This window comes from Colwellia sp. SU-HH01217 (assembly GCF_057543495.1).
The window spans coordinates 22265-37975 of sequence record NZ_BAAJLX010000013.1; the positions used below are offsets into that span (position 1 = coordinate 22265).

At 37.5% G+C, this 15711-nt stretch carries 14 protein-coding genes; 6 read left to right on the forward strand and 8 right to left on the reverse strand.

All coding sequences use genetic code 11. The features are described from left to right. The first annotated feature begins 145 nt into the window (after positions 1 to 145). The 5 genes from AC27G3_RS14460 (at position 146) to AC27G3_RS14480 (ending at position 4118) form a co-directional block, all read left to right on the forward strand. Positions 146 to 535: a DUF2750 domain-containing protein gene (locus AC27G3_RS14460; RefSeq protein WP_487122717.1), complete on the forward strand. Its 390-nt coding sequence runs from the start codon at positions 146 to 148 to the stop codon at positions 533 to 535. Between the two features lie 44 nt (positions 536 to 579). Then, entirely contained in the window at positions 580 to 1119 is a 540-nt protein-coding gene (locus tag AC27G3_RS14465) for a DUF3750 domain-containing protein (RefSeq protein ID WP_487122719.1), read from the forward strand. A 78-nt stretch (positions 1120 to 1197) separates the two neighbouring features. Continuing rightward, complete coding sequence (locus tag AC27G3_RS14470) at positions 1198 to 1842, forward strand: cupin domain-containing protein (RefSeq protein WP_487122879.1); 645 nt, start codon at positions 1198 to 1200, stop codon at positions 1840 to 1842. 16 nt (positions 1843 to 1858) lie between these two features. Beyond that, on the forward strand, positions 1859 to 2182 hold the full coding sequence (locus AC27G3_RS14475) for a DUF2956 domain-containing protein (RefSeq protein ID WP_487122721.1): 324 nt from the start codon (positions 1859 to 1861) through the stop codon (positions 2180 to 2182). A gap of 46 nt (positions 2183 to 2228) precedes the next feature. Next, positions 2229 to 4118 carry a CocE/NonD family hydrolase gene (locus AC27G3_RS14480; RefSeq protein ID WP_487122723.1) on the forward strand — a complete coding sequence of 630 codons (1890 nt, stop codon included), beginning with the start codon at positions 2229 to 2231 and terminating at the stop codon, positions 4116 to 4118. A gap of 99 nt (positions 4119 to 4217) precedes the next feature. On the opposite strand, the gene AC27G3_RS14485 is transcribed toward AC27G3_RS14480, so the two are convergent. The 4 genes from AC27G3_RS14485 to AC27G3_RS14500 all read right to left on the reverse strand — a co-directional run bounded on the left by AC27G3_RS14485 (position 4218) and on the right by AC27G3_RS14500 (position 8146). Further along, a complete protein-coding gene (locus tag AC27G3_RS14485) occupies positions 4218 to 5501 on the reverse strand; it encodes a M24 family metallopeptidase (RefSeq protein ID WP_487122725.1) in 1284 nt (427 codons plus the stop codon). A 141-nt stretch (positions 5502 to 5642) separates the two neighbouring features. Continuing rightward, a complete protein-coding gene (locus tag AC27G3_RS14490; protein ID WP_487122726.1) occupies positions 5643 to 6626 on the reverse strand; it encodes an ABC transporter ATP-binding protein in 984 nt (327 codons plus the stop codon). Next, entirely contained in the window at positions 6626 to 7459 is an 834-nt protein-coding gene (locus AC27G3_RS14495; RefSeq protein WP_487122728.1) for an ABC transporter permease subunit, read from the reverse strand. Before AC27G3_RS14495 ends, AC27G3_RS14490 begins: the two co-directional genes overlap by 1 nt. A 144-nt stretch (positions 7460 to 7603) precedes the next feature. Next, positions 7604 to 8146, reverse strand: coding sequence for an Mpo1 family 2-hydroxy fatty acid dioxygenase (locus AC27G3_RS14500; protein WP_487122729.1), 543 nt, complete (start codon positions 8144 to 8146; stop codon positions 7604 to 7606). Between the two features lie 240 nt (positions 8147 to 8386). Between AC27G3_RS14500 and AC27G3_RS14505 the strand changes: the two genes are divergently transcribed. Continuing rightward, positions 8387 to 8860 carry a hypothetical protein gene (locus tag AC27G3_RS14505; RefSeq protein ID WP_487122731.1) on the forward strand — a complete coding sequence of 158 codons (474 nt, stop codon included), beginning with the start codon at positions 8387 to 8389 and terminating at the stop codon, positions 8858 to 8860. A gap of 25 nt (positions 8861 to 8885) precedes the next feature. Here the strand turns inward: AC27G3_RS14505 and AC27G3_RS14510 are convergent, their stop codons facing one another. The 4 genes from AC27G3_RS14510 to AC27G3_RS14525 form a co-directional block, all read right to left on the reverse strand. Beyond that, positions 8886 to 10049, reverse strand: coding sequence for a catalase family protein (locus AC27G3_RS14510; protein ID WP_487122733.1), 1164 nt, complete (start codon positions 10047 to 10049; stop codon positions 8886 to 8888). A gap of 104 nt (positions 10050 to 10153) precedes the next feature. Then, positions 10154 to 12454 carry a di-heme-cytochrome C peroxidase gene (locus AC27G3_RS14515; protein ID WP_487122735.1) on the reverse strand — a complete coding sequence of 767 codons (2301 nt, stop codon included), beginning with the start codon at positions 12452 to 12454 and terminating at the stop codon, positions 10154 to 10156. Further along, complete coding sequence (locus tag AC27G3_RS14520; RefSeq protein ID WP_487122737.1) at positions 12455 to 13498, reverse strand: SMP-30/gluconolactonase/LRE family protein; 1044 nt, start codon at positions 13496 to 13498, stop codon at positions 12455 to 12457. A 45-nt stretch (positions 13499 to 13543) separates the two neighbouring features. Then, on the reverse strand, positions 13544 to 15571 hold the full coding sequence (locus AC27G3_RS14525; RefSeq protein WP_487122739.1) for a patatin-like phospholipase family protein: 2028 nt from the start codon (positions 15569 to 15571) through the stop codon (positions 13544 to 13546). Positions 15572 to 15711: the final 140 nt, after the last annotated feature.

The window sequence follows — 15711 nt, forward strand, 5'->3', positions numbered from 1 at the left end:
GTTTAATCTTACCTAAAAGGCCGATTTATCGGTCTTTTTTATTTGCCTCTTTTTAATTAATTAAATTAGCAGTAATAAGATAGTGTTTGTTCAACGACGAAGATCTTTGTACTATAGCTCTTTCTCCTCATATTTAATGACCACCATGAATTTAACGCCAGAACGAATTGCCACAATTGAAAAGTTTGACGAACAAAAACGTTTTAACTATTTACTTGAAGAGGTTATCAAGCATCGAGAAGTTTGGCTGCTTGTCGATGAATATGGTTGCATGATGTTAAATACTGATGATGAAGATTGCGTACCTGTTTGGCCAAATAAAGAATTCGCAGAAAACTGGATCACAGGCGATTGGCAGGCGTGTAAAGCAGAAGCGATATCGCTCAATAAATGGCAAAGTCGATGGACGCAAGGACTAGCAGAAGACGAGCTTTCTATTGTTGTTTTTCCTAATCAAGCGGAAGAAGGGTTGGTGTTATTTCCTGATGAATTTGATTTTGAATTAACGAAGCAAGCTAAAAAAATGAAAAAATAAAACCTAAACCCGCGAATATTTATATTCTTTATTGAATTTCTTTTATGATAAAAAACATTGTTTCACTATTTTTTTTAATTTCAATTACTGCATGTACAAGCACAGATTGGCGTACAGCGAGTCGTGAGCCAGCAGGAATTGCTCCTGATCCCGTTATTGAACACTCTGCTGTTATTGAGTTTTACGCCGCAGATGCTTTTAGCTGGCGAGGCTGGTTTGCAGTGCATTCTTGGATTGCTGTTAAAGAAGAAAATTCGGCAGAGTATACTGTTTATGAAGTAGTGGGCTGGCGGCTAAACCAAGGTTTGTCACCGTTAAGTGAGTATAAAACCACCACACCCGATCGTTACTGGTTTGGTGCTAAACCTAAAAAAATTCTTTCAATTTCAGGCGGCAAAGCCACGAGGCTTATTCCTCAAATTGCTGATGCGGTTAGACGTTACCCTTGGGCTGAACAATATACGGTATTTCCCGGTCCTAACAGTAATACATTTCCAACATGGATAGGACTACAGGTACCTGAGTTAGGGTTAAGTATGCCTTTTAGCGCTATTGGTAGTAGTTATGCTAATTGCAATGAATAAAATAGAATTTTGAGTAATGCACCAAACTTGTTTTTTCTAGCTTGATTCTTGATTTATTGGGGAGTATTAATGCAAAAAATGTTAAATATGGATTTTAGCCAAAGGGTAGTGATAAACACTCAGCAGCAAGAGTGGTTAGCAAGTCCATCAAAAGGTGTTTGGCGCAAACCATTAGCCAGAGAAAATGTCGAGCAAGGCCATGCAACCAGTATTGTCCGTTACGATGCAGGTGCGAGCTTTACAGAGCATCCTCATCCTAAAGGTGAAGAGATCCTAGTGCTTGAGGGTGTATTTTCTGACGAAACAGGTGATTACCCTGCGGGCAGTTATTTAAGAAATCCTGAAGGTTTTAGTCACTCCCCTTTCAGTAAAGAAGGGTGTGTTTTGTTGGTAAAACTACATCAATTTCAAGCCAATGATCAACAACGACTTTGTATTGATACAAATAATACTCCATGGCAACAAGGCAATGGTCATTTAAAAGTGATGCCAATGCATAATTTTGGTACTGAATCTACAGCACTAGTGCTTTGGCCTGCAGGTGAGAAATTTCAGCCTCATGTTCACGCTGGTGGAGAGGAGATATTTGTTATCAGTGGCGAGTTTATTGATGAACAAGGCCGATACCCAGAAGGCAGCTGGATCAGATCACCTCACATGAGTCGGCATAATCCTTATGTTGAGCAAACTACGTTAATTTTAGTTAAAACAGGACACCTTTAAGGTGTGAGTCAATACAATGGTAAATAAAGTATCCACAGAAATACAAACCAAAGCAATGAAGGTGGCAAAATCTACGCAAAAGCCTGGACAAACTAAAGAACAAACCAAGCTAATTGCTCAAGGAATTGAAAAAGGGATCAGCGAATATAAAAAGCAGCAAAGCAAAAAAGCAAGAGAGCGAGATAAAGAGCGTAAAGCTCAGATTAAGCTTAAAGAAAAAGCGCAAGGCGAAGAATCTGCCGAGTCTGTTCAAACAAGTATACAAAGTGCGGTAAAATTGCCTTGGTTATTATTAGCGCTTAGTTGGCTTGGTTTTATCATTTACTTATTATTACAATAATACTCACGATAGTTGTAATGCTAACAACACTTAAAAGGATAAAGTAATGCAGTTTAAAACGTTTAAATTGTTATTCGCGATAGTCTACCTGCTCGGGTTTTCGACTATGGCATTTGCTGACGATAAAAAAGCAGACGAGCGCGGTGACTACATTCGCGCTAATTATGTTAAGTATGAATACCAAATACCGATGAGAGATGGCGTTAAGCTGTTTACGTCGGTCTATTTACCCGCTGATGACTCTAAAAAATACCCAATGATGATGCAGCGTACACCGTACAGAGTTGCACCTTATGGTAGCGATAAATACAAAACACGTTTAGGTCCTGATGAAATTTTTGAAAAAGAAGGCTTTATCTTTGTTTTTCAAGATGTTCGCGGTAAATTTATGTCGCAAGGCGAATACGTTAACATGCGCCCACAAGATGCATATAAACGTGGTAAAAAAGCGGTTGATGATGCAACCGACACCTACGACACAATCGAGTGGTTAGTTAAAAACATTAAAAATAATAATGGTAAAGTAGGAATGTGGGGGACTTCGTACCCAGGTTATTATACTTCTGTTGCTGCAATAAACAGTCATAAAGCATTAAAAGCTATTTCTCCTCAGGCACCTATTGCTGATTGGTTCTTTGATGACTTTCATCGTAACGGTGCATTTGTTACTCCTATGGCATTTATCTTTTTTGACACGTTCGACAAATTACGCGATAAGCCCCATGAAGCTTGGCCAGAAGGTATGAAGTCTATCACGCCTGATGGTTATGATTTCTTTCGTCAGTTAGGTCCATTATCCAATGTGAATAAAAACTACTTTAAGGGCAAACGTCCGTTTTGGAATGAGTTAATTCAACACCCCAATTACGATGAATATTGGCAGGCTAGAAACATATTACCGCATTTGAAAAAAACTAAACCTGCCACATTAGTTGTTGGTGGTTGGTACGATACTGAAGATTTATATGGTCCACTTTCCACGTATCAAACCATGTCAAAGAATAACAATAAAGACCACATAAAAATGATTATGGGCCCTTGGTATCATGGTCAATGGAACAGTGGTAAAGGCGATAAGTTAGGTGAGGCTGATTTTGGTTTTAATACCAGTAAATGGTTTCAAGAAGAAGTGCTATTGCCTTTTTTCGTTCAACATTTAAAAGGTGGTGATGATGCTGAACTGGCTACTGCAACCATGTTTGAAACCGGCAGTAATCGCTGGAGAAAATTTGCTTCTTGGCCGCCTGAAGAGACGAAAAATAAACAGTTATTCTTAGCCTCAAATGAATCATTAGTAGCAGAGCTGCCGTCAGATAAAGATAGTGATGCTAGCTTTAGTGAATATGTTAGTGATCCAAATAAACCTGTTCCACATTCAGCTAGTATTAGCCGAGGTTGGGACAGACCTTATATGGTAGAAGATCAACGTTTTACTGCACGCCGCTCAGATGTTTTAGTGTTTGAAACTGAAGTGATGGAGCATGACCAAACCCTTGCAGGCGCAATTGATTTAGACTTATGGTTTTCTACTAGCCAAACATCGGCGGATATTGTCGTTAAATTGATTGATGTTTTTCCAGGAAAAGATGTCAATGTTGATAAAGTAGATAGTGCCAAAGGTAATCGTCATGAGTTGGTACGTTGGGGCGTTATTCGTGGTCGTTTTCGTGAGAGTATGAGCGAGCCGGTACCCTTTATAGCCAACAAGCCAACTAAGGTAGCATTTGAGCTTTATGATGTGTTGCATACCATAAAGCGAGGTCATAAATTACAAATTCAAATACAAAGTAGTATGTTTCCTTTTCTAGATATTAATCCGCAAAATTATGTCGATAATATCTTTAATGCAACCGAAGAAGACTTTGTAAAAGCGACACATAAAATTTATCATAATGCGACTTACCCTAGCTCGATAAGTTTTAAAACAATTGATTAATATCGACCTTCAATAGAATTAATCGATAATAATAAACAGATAAAAAAACCGATAATATATTTATTATCGGTTTTTTTTATTGCTTAAAAGAGGGGAGCATTAACTTAATTTGGCCAATTCTCCAATAGGAGAGTCAAGCGAGTCTGGTGGTACAGTAAACCAGCGTGGCCCTTTATCTGTCATGTATAAACAGTCTTCTAATCGCACTCCAAAACTGCCAGGAATGTATATACCCGGCTCGTTAGAGAAGCACATTCCTGCTTGCAGTTTTTCTTGTTCGCCATGGACAAAATTAACACTTTCATGGCCTTTCATTCCTATGCCGTGGCCGGTGCGGTGAGACAAGCCTGGTAATTTATAGTCGGGCCCTAAACCTTGTGTTTGATAATATTGTCTAACAGCATCGTCAACTTTACCAGCAGGGGTACCAATTTTAGCAGTTTCAAAGGCAATTTCTTGCCCTTGTCTAACAGTACGCCATATTTTTTCTTGATACTTAGACGGCTGGCCAACCACAAAAGTACGGCTAATATCAGACTGATACCCATAAACACTACAACCACAATCCATTAATACAATAGAGCCTTCTTTTATCGATTGTTTTTGTTTAGTGCCATGTGGAAATGCGCTGGCCTCGTTAATTAATGCCATATTCCAGATGCCTTGACCACCTAACGATGATTGTGCGCTGTGCATTAATGTTTTTACATCCGAGCCTGTCATTCCTACGGCTAACTGGGAATAGACATAAGCATAGGCGTTTAAAGTAATTTCGTTAGCTTTGTGCATCAATTGCAGTTCATGCGCACTTTTAATCATCCGACAGCCACGAGTAATGGGTTCAGCACTTACATCTTTCATTGCAGAAACTTCAGACATTATGCCTTGTAAAACAAAGTAGCGTACCGAGTGTTCAAAAGCGAGATTGCCTTTGGTTAAGCCTCTGTCTTTAAGTATCTGTTTGACTTGCTTAAATGGACTTTCATGCTCTTGCCATACTCTAACATCATCACCAATTACTAAGCTTTCACGAATACTTGGTTCTTCAAAAAATGGGCAAACAACAGCAATTTCTCCACTTTGTGGAATAATAACAGCAGTAACTCGTTCACTACGCCACCACTGAATTCCGGTAAAGTAGTCCATAGAAGGGCCGGGCTCTAGCACTAAAGCAGCAATGTTGGCGTGTTGCATAATTTTTTGAGCTTTGGCTATTCTTGCTTTTCGCTCTGCCAATGTGATACCAGAAACAGACCTTGTGATATCTTTGAGAATACTACTTGGGGTGGGATTTTTAGGACTTTCTTTGGCTTGGCTAGTAACCGATAGCGCAACTAAACTAGCGCCACTGGCTTTTAAAAAATCTCTTTTTGAAATGTTCATTTTGATTGCCTAATAGGAGGTTTACGTGAATAAACAATACACTAGTCCTATTTTAATCTAACAGCAAGTTCAAGCCGTTCAAAGGCAAGTAATTTACGTTAAATGGTTTGCCTACCTGTAGTCAAACCATTGAATAAATGACTAACTAAACAGCTGATTTTCTAGCGTTTTACCATTAACTATTTGACGGTATGCCCAATTATTTTTATGACACAAATGCAATATTTGCATATCTATAGGTAAATAGTTGAGAACATCAATCATTGGAAGGTTATTTTGCTCCGCTGTCTGAGTTTGCGTCTTAGGGGCAATTGTAATTAAATATTCTTTGTCTTGAGTTTTTTCCACTGACAGTATCGACTCGATTAACAATAGAGTTTGTTCAAACTCAGGGATAAGGTTTGCCATTCTAATAGTAATAAAAGATTGTTGATTATTTGTTGAGTGCTGCCTATCGTTATTACTGCTATTTTGATGTTCTCGTAAAACGCCCTTATCTAAAAACAACACTTGCTTACATAAACGTTCAAGTTCACTTAGGTCATGAGAACTTAAAATAAAAGTAATCTCGTTTGATAAATTAGCAACTAATTGTCGTATTTCTCTTGCATGTAAGGGATCAAGACCAGCTGTGGCCTCATCTAGCATTACGATTTCAGGGGAGCCGATAAGCGCTTGTGCAATGGTTACTCGTTTGCGCATGCCGTGGGAAAGTGCTTCAGGTTTTTCATTTAATACTTCGCTTAAACCGACTAGGTCTAATGTACGCTCAGCTTCAAATTGGCTTTTTTTACCTGTAAAGCCTTGTAGCTTGCCATAAAACTTTAATTGATGAGCAATCGAAAATCTTGGATCTAATTGAGCATCTTGTGGCAATGCGGCTAATCTACCAAAGGTTGCTGCACTTCCAGCGTTCTGACCAAAAATAGATATTTGACCAGAACTTGGCTGAATATAACCACATAACATGCTAAATAACGTTGTTTTACCAGCACCGTTGGGACCAACTAATGCAACAGGATCACCTTTTTGTATTTCAAAATCGACTTTGTTAAGCGCTTGTTTACTGCCAAAATTTTTGCATAATTGATTAACTTTTATTAAGGGAAAATGATTGTTGGTCATTACAATGCACTCCTTTTCATCACTATACTTGCAAGGGATAAATAGCAGCAGGTTTGTATCAAGGGTATTAAATAAAGTGTGAGGTCAAAACTGCTTTGACTAGCTGTTTCGCTAAGTTGCACACCAGGAAAAATGTAGTGTAATTGTTCAGCGATTGGCAGTTGGTAACTTATTAATCCGATGAACATAGCGCCTAAACCAAAATAAAGTAGCGTAACAACACTGGTTAGTTTGGCTGAGCGAAGAAAGCTATTAAAGAAACTCGTTAATGCAATAAATGGTAAAACCACAACAATTAATTCAAAAAAAAGCTGACTACCTTTTGAAAGTGCAGGTAATAATAAACGACTATCTCGCCACGTAGCCATGGCTGTCATTGCTAATAACGTTAATACAATTAACAATGCGATGATTAATACTTGACCTAAAAATCGACCAAAGATTATTTCATTACGGCTAGCTCTTAAGGCAATAAATCTAAGAGTGCCACGGGTACGATCTGCACAAGTTTGATCGCTAGAGGCTCCTAAGGCAAATATCGGAAAAGCATAAAGTGCGATTAACCAATAGATGGTGAACTCAGGCACAGGCCAAGTAAGCAACTCAGATAAACCTAAACTACCAAACATCTCACTTGCAAACTCCTTAAATCCGTCAGAAGAAACAATGTTGACCGCAGAGTTTATTGGATAATACAAAATAAGAAACCAAACAGTGGCAAATGCTAGCAAAGCTAACACGCCCCGTTTTGTTAAAAATAAGCGGACTAATTCAAATTTTGCTATCGTCCAAATTCGCAGAAAATTAACTGGGGAAAATTGGGAAGTAATCAAGCGTGAGACTCTAGTAATTAAGTATTAGGTTTACATTAATCGTCGTGGTATTAAATAGCTAGTGCTCATTTGTAATAAAATTTTAAAGTGTTGCTATCCGATATAATTAGAGTAGGAAAATTAACTGCGCCTACTTATTTTGGGTTAATTATTGACTGCTCTTTTAGTGGCTTCCATTGCTCTTCTTCTGTCTCTTGCCAGCGGAGTGATATCATCGTGTAACTTTTTCTCCCAACCTAAAGCAAAGTATATTTCTGCCATTAAGAAAAATGGACCAATAAGAAATTGGCTTAAATCATCAATAAATGCGGGTTTTGCTTTTTCAAAATAGTGGCCAATAAATTGAATCACCCAGCCAATAACAAAAATAATAATAGCCAGTAAATAAGCATTATCTATGGCAGCGACTTTCTCCGCAAAATAGACATTAGGGATAATGTACAAAACCATACCTAAAGCAATACGCCAGTGAAGTTTAAAGTAATATAATAGTGCTATTGTAAAGAATACTTTGGCAGCAGTAACTTTAAGAGTAATACCTAAAAGGGTGATATCAATGCTCGATAAGCTCAATAGTAAGGTAATAGCCCAAACTATAAGTGGTACGCCGATAAAGTGCGTTTGCACATTTTTTTTATTAAAATGAACGCTTTTATATCGTGATAGCTGCTCTTCGACACTTTTCATTATTATTATCTCATTATGAACATTTAATCATCATGTCAATTTCGCACTAAGTTGTAAAGTGATGCTGTTATTTAAATTGTACTTTTGTGCTATTTGTTATTTCAATCATTATGTTTACTGATCTTTGTTGCAATTTACTGGTTAAAAATAACACTTGATTACAGCTAAATACTGGTTATTCAATTACTATTTTCATCAACAAGGTAATAGAAGTAATTCGTGAAAATATTGAGGTGACTTATGATCAGTAGCATTACTAATAACGTGTACCCAGCTCAGCCAGTACCACCAATAAACTGGATTACACCAGAAATTAAAAACGAATTAAAAGACAGTGCCCAAGCAAAAATTGATGACGCACTAAATACTATTGAAGAAAATAAAAACAAAGATTGGCAGTTAACACTTGGCCAGTCTTATGTGAATACTCAAAAGGCTGCGGTTAATGCTTATATGTTATCTGCAAATGGTGAAACACTTTATGATACAGAAAATAGCAATCATAAAGTTTCATCACTAAGTGATATTCATAGCCAGCTAATGAATGAATATTTGGCTGTTAAATATGATAAACTGTCAAAGATAGAGCCTGTTAAAACACTTGATGAAATAGACAATGTTCAACCTTTGCTACACCTTGAAGATTCAAAAATTCAAAGCTATCTGTCTATTGTGCGACCAACAGATAGCTCGTTATTACATTTTCTTGTATAGCTAAGGCTTTATTATATCCTCGCCGTTAAGGCGCTAGAGATGAGGTTGGGCACTCTTTACCATTTAATGTTAAACACCAACCTTGGGGCTCGTGACGTTCAACCTTATTTTTACTGTGTCTAAAACGTGATATTTCAGTGTAAACTGCTTTTCTCAAACGGTTTAAACCTCCGACAGGCTCTAAAGCTTTTACGGCATGCCAAGGGGTAAATGATAAGTTTTCACAAAAGTTATTTTGTAATTCAGTGTCAAAGTCTTGTTGTTGAATTTCAATTTTTGCCACTTTAATAAAAGGAGAGTCTTTTTCTTTCCATAATACTCGAGTATCTTCAATTGGCATGTTTTTCTGGGGATTTTGCAGTTGAACTAAAAAGTCAAAACAAGCATTACCTTGGCTAAGTTGTTCTTTTAATTCAGTTCTTAAAAAGTTATCTGCATCACGATCGACAGAATAAATTTTATTAGTCTCACAGCTTTTCGCGCTATATTTCATAAAATTTTCATTCCCTAAACGATAGGCAGTTAAACTATGATATTGTTCAGAAAGTAAACTTTTAGGTGGATTTTTTAATATTTTCATGCCCAAAAATAAATCCTTAAAGTGCCATTTAAAAATGTTCCAGTTGAAATTATTAAAGAAGAAACCAAACTGGCTACCTTGGGCTTGGTATTGAATAAACTCAGTATATTCCTTTACGTTAGGTAAAAAGAAAGTGGGATTATTAAGCATTACAAAATCTTGAGTCATTTCATCTTGTTCATCTTTTAATAGTTTTTTACCACGAACTCCCATTAATTTTATTGCCATTCCTCGAGCATCTTTAACATTATCGCTTTGTGGGCGATCAAAGCCGTTTGAGAATCTAATCCATGCTTGATATTGCTTAGGTTCACTAAATACACCATGTTTAAGTTGTGGGTTATTTAGCTCTGGTACGGTGAACGTAGCTTTAACACAGCCATGCGCTTTTGCGTGGGCATCTCGGCGATAGGGCGAAGGAGCAGTTTTGGCTTGACTATGAGTGACAATGCTAATCGCTGAAGATATAGCATCACTTATATAGGTTTTTTCATCGCGAGGCTCATAAATTGCGTTATTAAGTTTTTGCGCGGCAGAATTTTTTAGTACCACAACAAGCGTTATTATTAACGCTACTGCTATGATGATGATTAGGATCTGTTTTTTCATTTTTTCCAATTATCTCTTATGTTATCCAACGAGTTAACAACTTGGTCACTCGTTGGGTAATCTATTACTTTTACTGAATCTTCATGATTGCAAAAGGCTTAAATTTACAATGTTTGACAATCTTGCGCTGTCGGCTGTGTTGTATCATTAGAGTCTTGATGAATTTTTAAGTATTCAATCAACTCCATGCGCTCGGTCGGTGATAATTCTGGCCCTATTACCCCATACTGTGGGCGATTACCTGCTTTGTAGGGAACATAGCCTGCTCTAAATTCATGACCAATATTTTTATTACCACTGAGTAACGTATCAAACTTAAATCCAGAGGTTGCCGTTGTTTGGTAGCCTAAATTAACAGGGTCAAACTCTCGAGTACCAATAAAGAAAGTTTGATCGCGTTCAGTGACGGGTGACAGCAATTGGTAAATATTAGGCACTGAACCATTATGTAAAAACGGAGGTGTTGCCCATATGCCTGCTAAAGGTCTCGCTTTATAAGAGAGGACTTGTTGCGGTAAATCAAGTGCAGCGTAACCATCGAGACATGCTTGTTTTTCAATTGAGAAGTTATTATCTTTATAATATTTCTCGCGGATTATTATTCCCGTAATATTCAGCGCTTCGCCGACCGTTAATCGTTTTACATCTAATTGATCTAACGCGATATCTATGGCGGTTAACTGGTTTTTTACTAGTGCCGTTTTAATATCTTCTTGTGCCTTAACATCACCTAATTGATTAATTTCATCTAACAGCGTGCTAATGGCAACATATTGGCTTTGCCATTGAGAAAATTTTGCAGATAATGCTGCTAATTCTTTTGGGTGCTCTTGAACCCAAGAAGTATTAAAAACAAAACTGTTTGATGTAATATCGTTGTGACTTAATTGACTTGCAAGCGTATCGGATTGAAGTACTACTTTTGCTAACCGTTGAAGTTGTTTGATAAACACAGGTCGAACAGTTTGAATAATTTCTTCATTAGACAAGCCTGTTTTAGAAAGGTTAAAGCGATTATTAATAAAATTATAAGCTGCGTTAGGATCTGTGCCTATTTCTTCTATGTTTAATGTTTTTAAAATCCACAATGGTTCTTTATCAGTTTTTAGCGGTGCATCGACTGCTTTTACCGTATTATTGGCAACAAATGGTCTATGACAACCAACACAATGTTGATTAAAAAGTGCTTTACCTCGCTCTGCTTTTGCTTGATCAATTTTTCCCAGAATTGCTTCAGGCCACTTAGGTGCAGTAAGTTTTTGTAATGTGCTTTCAATTTGATGTATTTGTAAGGGTAAAACTGAAGAGCTAAATCGTTGCTCTTTATCTAGCGGTCTGCCGTAACTGTCTGTAAAGTTAATATGAGCACCTACACCTAAAGCTTCTCCCATGTTTCTTGCCATGGGTTGTTTAACAGACGCACCATATTGCACCCAATCAAATTTCCAAATATCCCATACAGGAGGATAACTAACAGGACCTGTAGCAACATGATAATTTTTATCTGACAGATTATCACCAAATACCGTATTGCCTATGCGGGTTAAGGCGTCGGTACGACCAAAGCTTTCTTCTAATGGGTATAAGCCTTTACTGATGTCATTATAACCTTGCTTTAGGAAATTGACGATAACCCCAAAGAAACGTTGATTTAACTCGGCTTTACTTTGACTGTTGTAGTCATCTTGTAAAACATTTTTAGCAAATCGTTCAAACTTAAATGGGTTAGCATAGGTACTTATCATGGCTGCGATCATGGTAGGGACAAAGTGACCAATTTTCATGGTTGTAAATGCATGCATTGCTTGCCCCCCATCAACTCGTAGGCCATACCGTGTGCCGTCTTTAGTAATATTTAGTTGTCCACTGTGACACGTTGAACAAGTGATATCGAGTAATTGAGCATTGGTCTTTTTGTCGTAATGTTGCGTAAAACCAACGGGAAGTTGGTAAGGGTTCTCGGGAGTTGCTTGATCATCTACAATAAACCCGTAGGCACGAAGGTGATCGGGATCACTAAAGCGTTCTTTTCCCCAGGGCATTTCTAAATGAGCAAACCAATCATATTCCATCCCCTTTAAACTAGTGCCTTGTGGAGTGTAATAATAATTTTGTCGATCAGGTGATTGACTTGTTTGCCCCCAACCCTGATCGAGGTAGACCGTTTTATCTACTTTTTTATAGACAGGTATTTGCGTGGCAGGGTAATGTACAAGCGCAAATAAGCCAATAACACTCAGTAGGGCAAGACTTAAAAAAGTGATGAGCAAACTTTTAAGCATTTTTAATACGGTAAGCTTTTTCAACTTGTTAAATAAGTCGATAATAAAACGTAAAGTAATCAAGTATAAAATTGCATGTTTACACTTGGTAAATAGGTTTTTAAGGTGCTGTTTAATCATCATTTATCCATTATAGGCGAGTGTTAAGCCTGCGTTCTTCATTTGTACTTTAATTAAAACGCCGCTGGCACCAAGCGTAATAAATGCAGTTTTATTATCTTTGCCACCAAAACAAATATTAGACGGTAGTGGCGCAAAAAAGTCATCGCTGAGTTTAATTTCAATAAATTCTAAAAGTTCACCCTGTGGTGAAATTACGCTAATGCCGCCGTTTGAATAAGGGTTATTTCCTTCTGGAAGCATGCTAGCGATATATAAGTTACCCTCAACATCGACTGCCATCGAGTCTAAAATTTCTTGTCCGGGCATGCTCATCAATAAATATGTACCGTCAATGCTCTTAGGATTAGGCTCGATAACCCCAGGCGCTGATAATTCCCAGTAAAGTACTTTTCGTGTGTAAGTTTCAACGGTATACAAACGCTTTCCGTCTGGTGATAGTGCAATGCCGTTAGGAGCATTGAGTGGAAAAACCATTTGCTTTATCGATTTTCCATCTGCGCTAGCATAATAAATACCGGTTATGTCTCGCGAGCGCTCGGTATTTTTACCCCAGTCCGTAATCCACATGCCTCCGGTTTCGTCAAATACTAAATCGTCGGGTCCACGCAACTGAAATTCAGGAGTCAGTGTTTGTTCTTGCCATTGCATGGTTGCCATGTCTAAACGTCGGCCAATAGAACAATTGCGATAAAGTGTTTCAACGCTACCTGTTTCTATGTTGACTTTATCTATACTGCCGCCGGTATAGTTGTCAGGAAGATCGCCTGTTATCCAAAGTTTTTGTTTTGGTAGAGGAATAGGTAACCAATCAAAACCACCACTGTTGCAGATATACATATTTCCGTCAGGGCCTATAGCTGCGCCGTTGGGACTGCCTTTAATTTTAGCTACAACTTCTTTAGAGCCGTCTGGTTGCACACGGGTAAGTTGTTCATTTTTTAATTCTACTAAAATTATGGAGCCATCTTTCATATAAACAGGCCCTTCGGGATATCCTAAATTGTCTGTGATAACGTCGAAATCTGAACATTTAAAACTTGTCATTATTATTCCTTAATTTGTTGATAGTTTAATCGATAATTTAGTTTGTTATGGCTTATTGTAATCACAGGTATTGCCCATGATATCTAATTCTGTTTTTAATAATTTATGGGTTATTTGAAAGCCTAGTTCGCGATAGGCTTCAAATTGAACTTCATCAAAGAATTGGTCTGTTGTACATTGATGTGGGAAAGTAGGGTATTTACGATGATAGCCATTTACATCTTCACTTAACCCTTTTAAAAAGCAAGGTTTGATGTAAATAAGTGTCGCTTTAGAACCATCATTATACGTAATTTCGCCTTTAACCCACGCAGTAGTGCAATAATTTTCTGCGCTTGGGGTAAGGGGGGAAACATCAATAGTAAGCTTTGCTCCAAAATCAACTCGAATGAGTTCGGTAGCCCGTGCTAAATCGCCAAACTGATAAAGTGGATCTGCTCCTGCATCAAAGGCAAATATAAGTTTGCATTTACGACGTACTAGCTCATAAATACCAAGGTTCTCAAAATGACCACCATCGGATAAATGAATGTATTGTTTATTCTCGTGTAAACCGCGGCCAAACATATCCCTAAACATATAGACATACCACCAAGGTTTTTCAAAAAATGGTGCTTTTTGGTTGATGCTTTTAGGGTTGTTTAACCAGCAACCTAATCTAAGATTGAGCAAAGCCAGTAAAAAGTTGAGTGCTTTAGAACGAAACTCTCTGGTGTTAGTTGCAACTGCAGCGCCTGATATTGCACACGCACTTGCTAGATCCATACTACCGTCCATATAATCGTTTGACTTTGCATAGCCAGTACTTAACGCACCACAATAAAGTGGACTTAAAATAAAACTATCACAGCCCCTATTTCGATACTTTGATTGTTTTGAGCCCCAAAGTTCGATATTACAATTAATTAAATGATAAGGCATATCGCTAGGGGTGAGCTTTGCCAACTGACAATGCTGTGCTTCTTCCCAACTTGAAACATCGATTGATTGACAGTAATCATCATCGGGAATGGTATAAGGCATGAAAGCGTCACGCAGGCGATTTCGATAAAAACTGTGCATAGAAACTAAGTTAATATTGCAGCCAATAGCTAAAATTACTGAAATTAATAGCATTGGGTATAATTCGGTAGCGATAGCAGACCAATCTTTAACCATATGAAAACAAGCAATAAAAACGCCTAAGCTTGATACGATTAAGCCTAAGTTAATCAATAAACTGGTTAAAAATGCTGAACTATTTTTTTCCTGACTTTTACGTGCACCGAACCATGAAACAAGCACGCCAAAGAGTGACATACTAAAACTTGCGTGTACTAACCATTGTGAAAATTGCTCGAAATATAAATGATATAAAGGCGTAAAACCTATCAGGATAAAAAGTACTCCCCAAGAAAAAAGCGTACTAACGCATCGCCGTAACTTTTCTGTTCTTCGACTGCCGGTAGCAGAGCTGAAGCTGGTACTTAACGCAGTTAACAGCATAAAAATAAAGCTTAGTGACATTAACGCTGTTCCGGCTATTTCGATTAAATGAAAGCCGCAGGGGTGTTCCATAGGAAACGTATTTTCGATAAAGGGTATGGGTAAATTAAGAAGGTATAGAACAAGAATAAAGATGGGAAGTATAATCAGTAAGTTGATTAACGTGCCGGTAAGTAATGCCGTTAATAATGAAACTTTATTAATACCATTGCCTGGTGTTAAATAATTGCTGTTTACTCTAAACCAAGACAACACAGAACCACCGACTTTACTATGGTCTTTTCTATCGGTACCAAAAGGGAATTGCTTGGCAAATCTGGATTTAAACCAAGTAAGTGAACTCGCAATATAGCCACCGCCTGACACGGTTGATAAGTAGTCAAAACGAGACAATTTTCTATGTTTCTCTAATGCTTGCAGAGCGCCTAGATTAAACACAGCAGATCGAATTCCACCACCAGAAAGCGAAATTCCCGCGGTGTCTTCTTGTTCTACATTAGCTAAGTTAGCTGCAGTTCTGCGTGCTTCAAGCCATGAAAATTCATCTTGAACAATAGTTTGGTTAAATCCTTTTTGGTAGCTATCCATAGTTTACCTGATTTTTTATTATAATTATTTGGTGTCAATTTATCATTATAACAAATTGATATCTATTGAATTATTTTCATAAGATATATTGTTTACAACGCACTATAAAAAAAGGTATTTATTTTGTTAAATAGAACGCT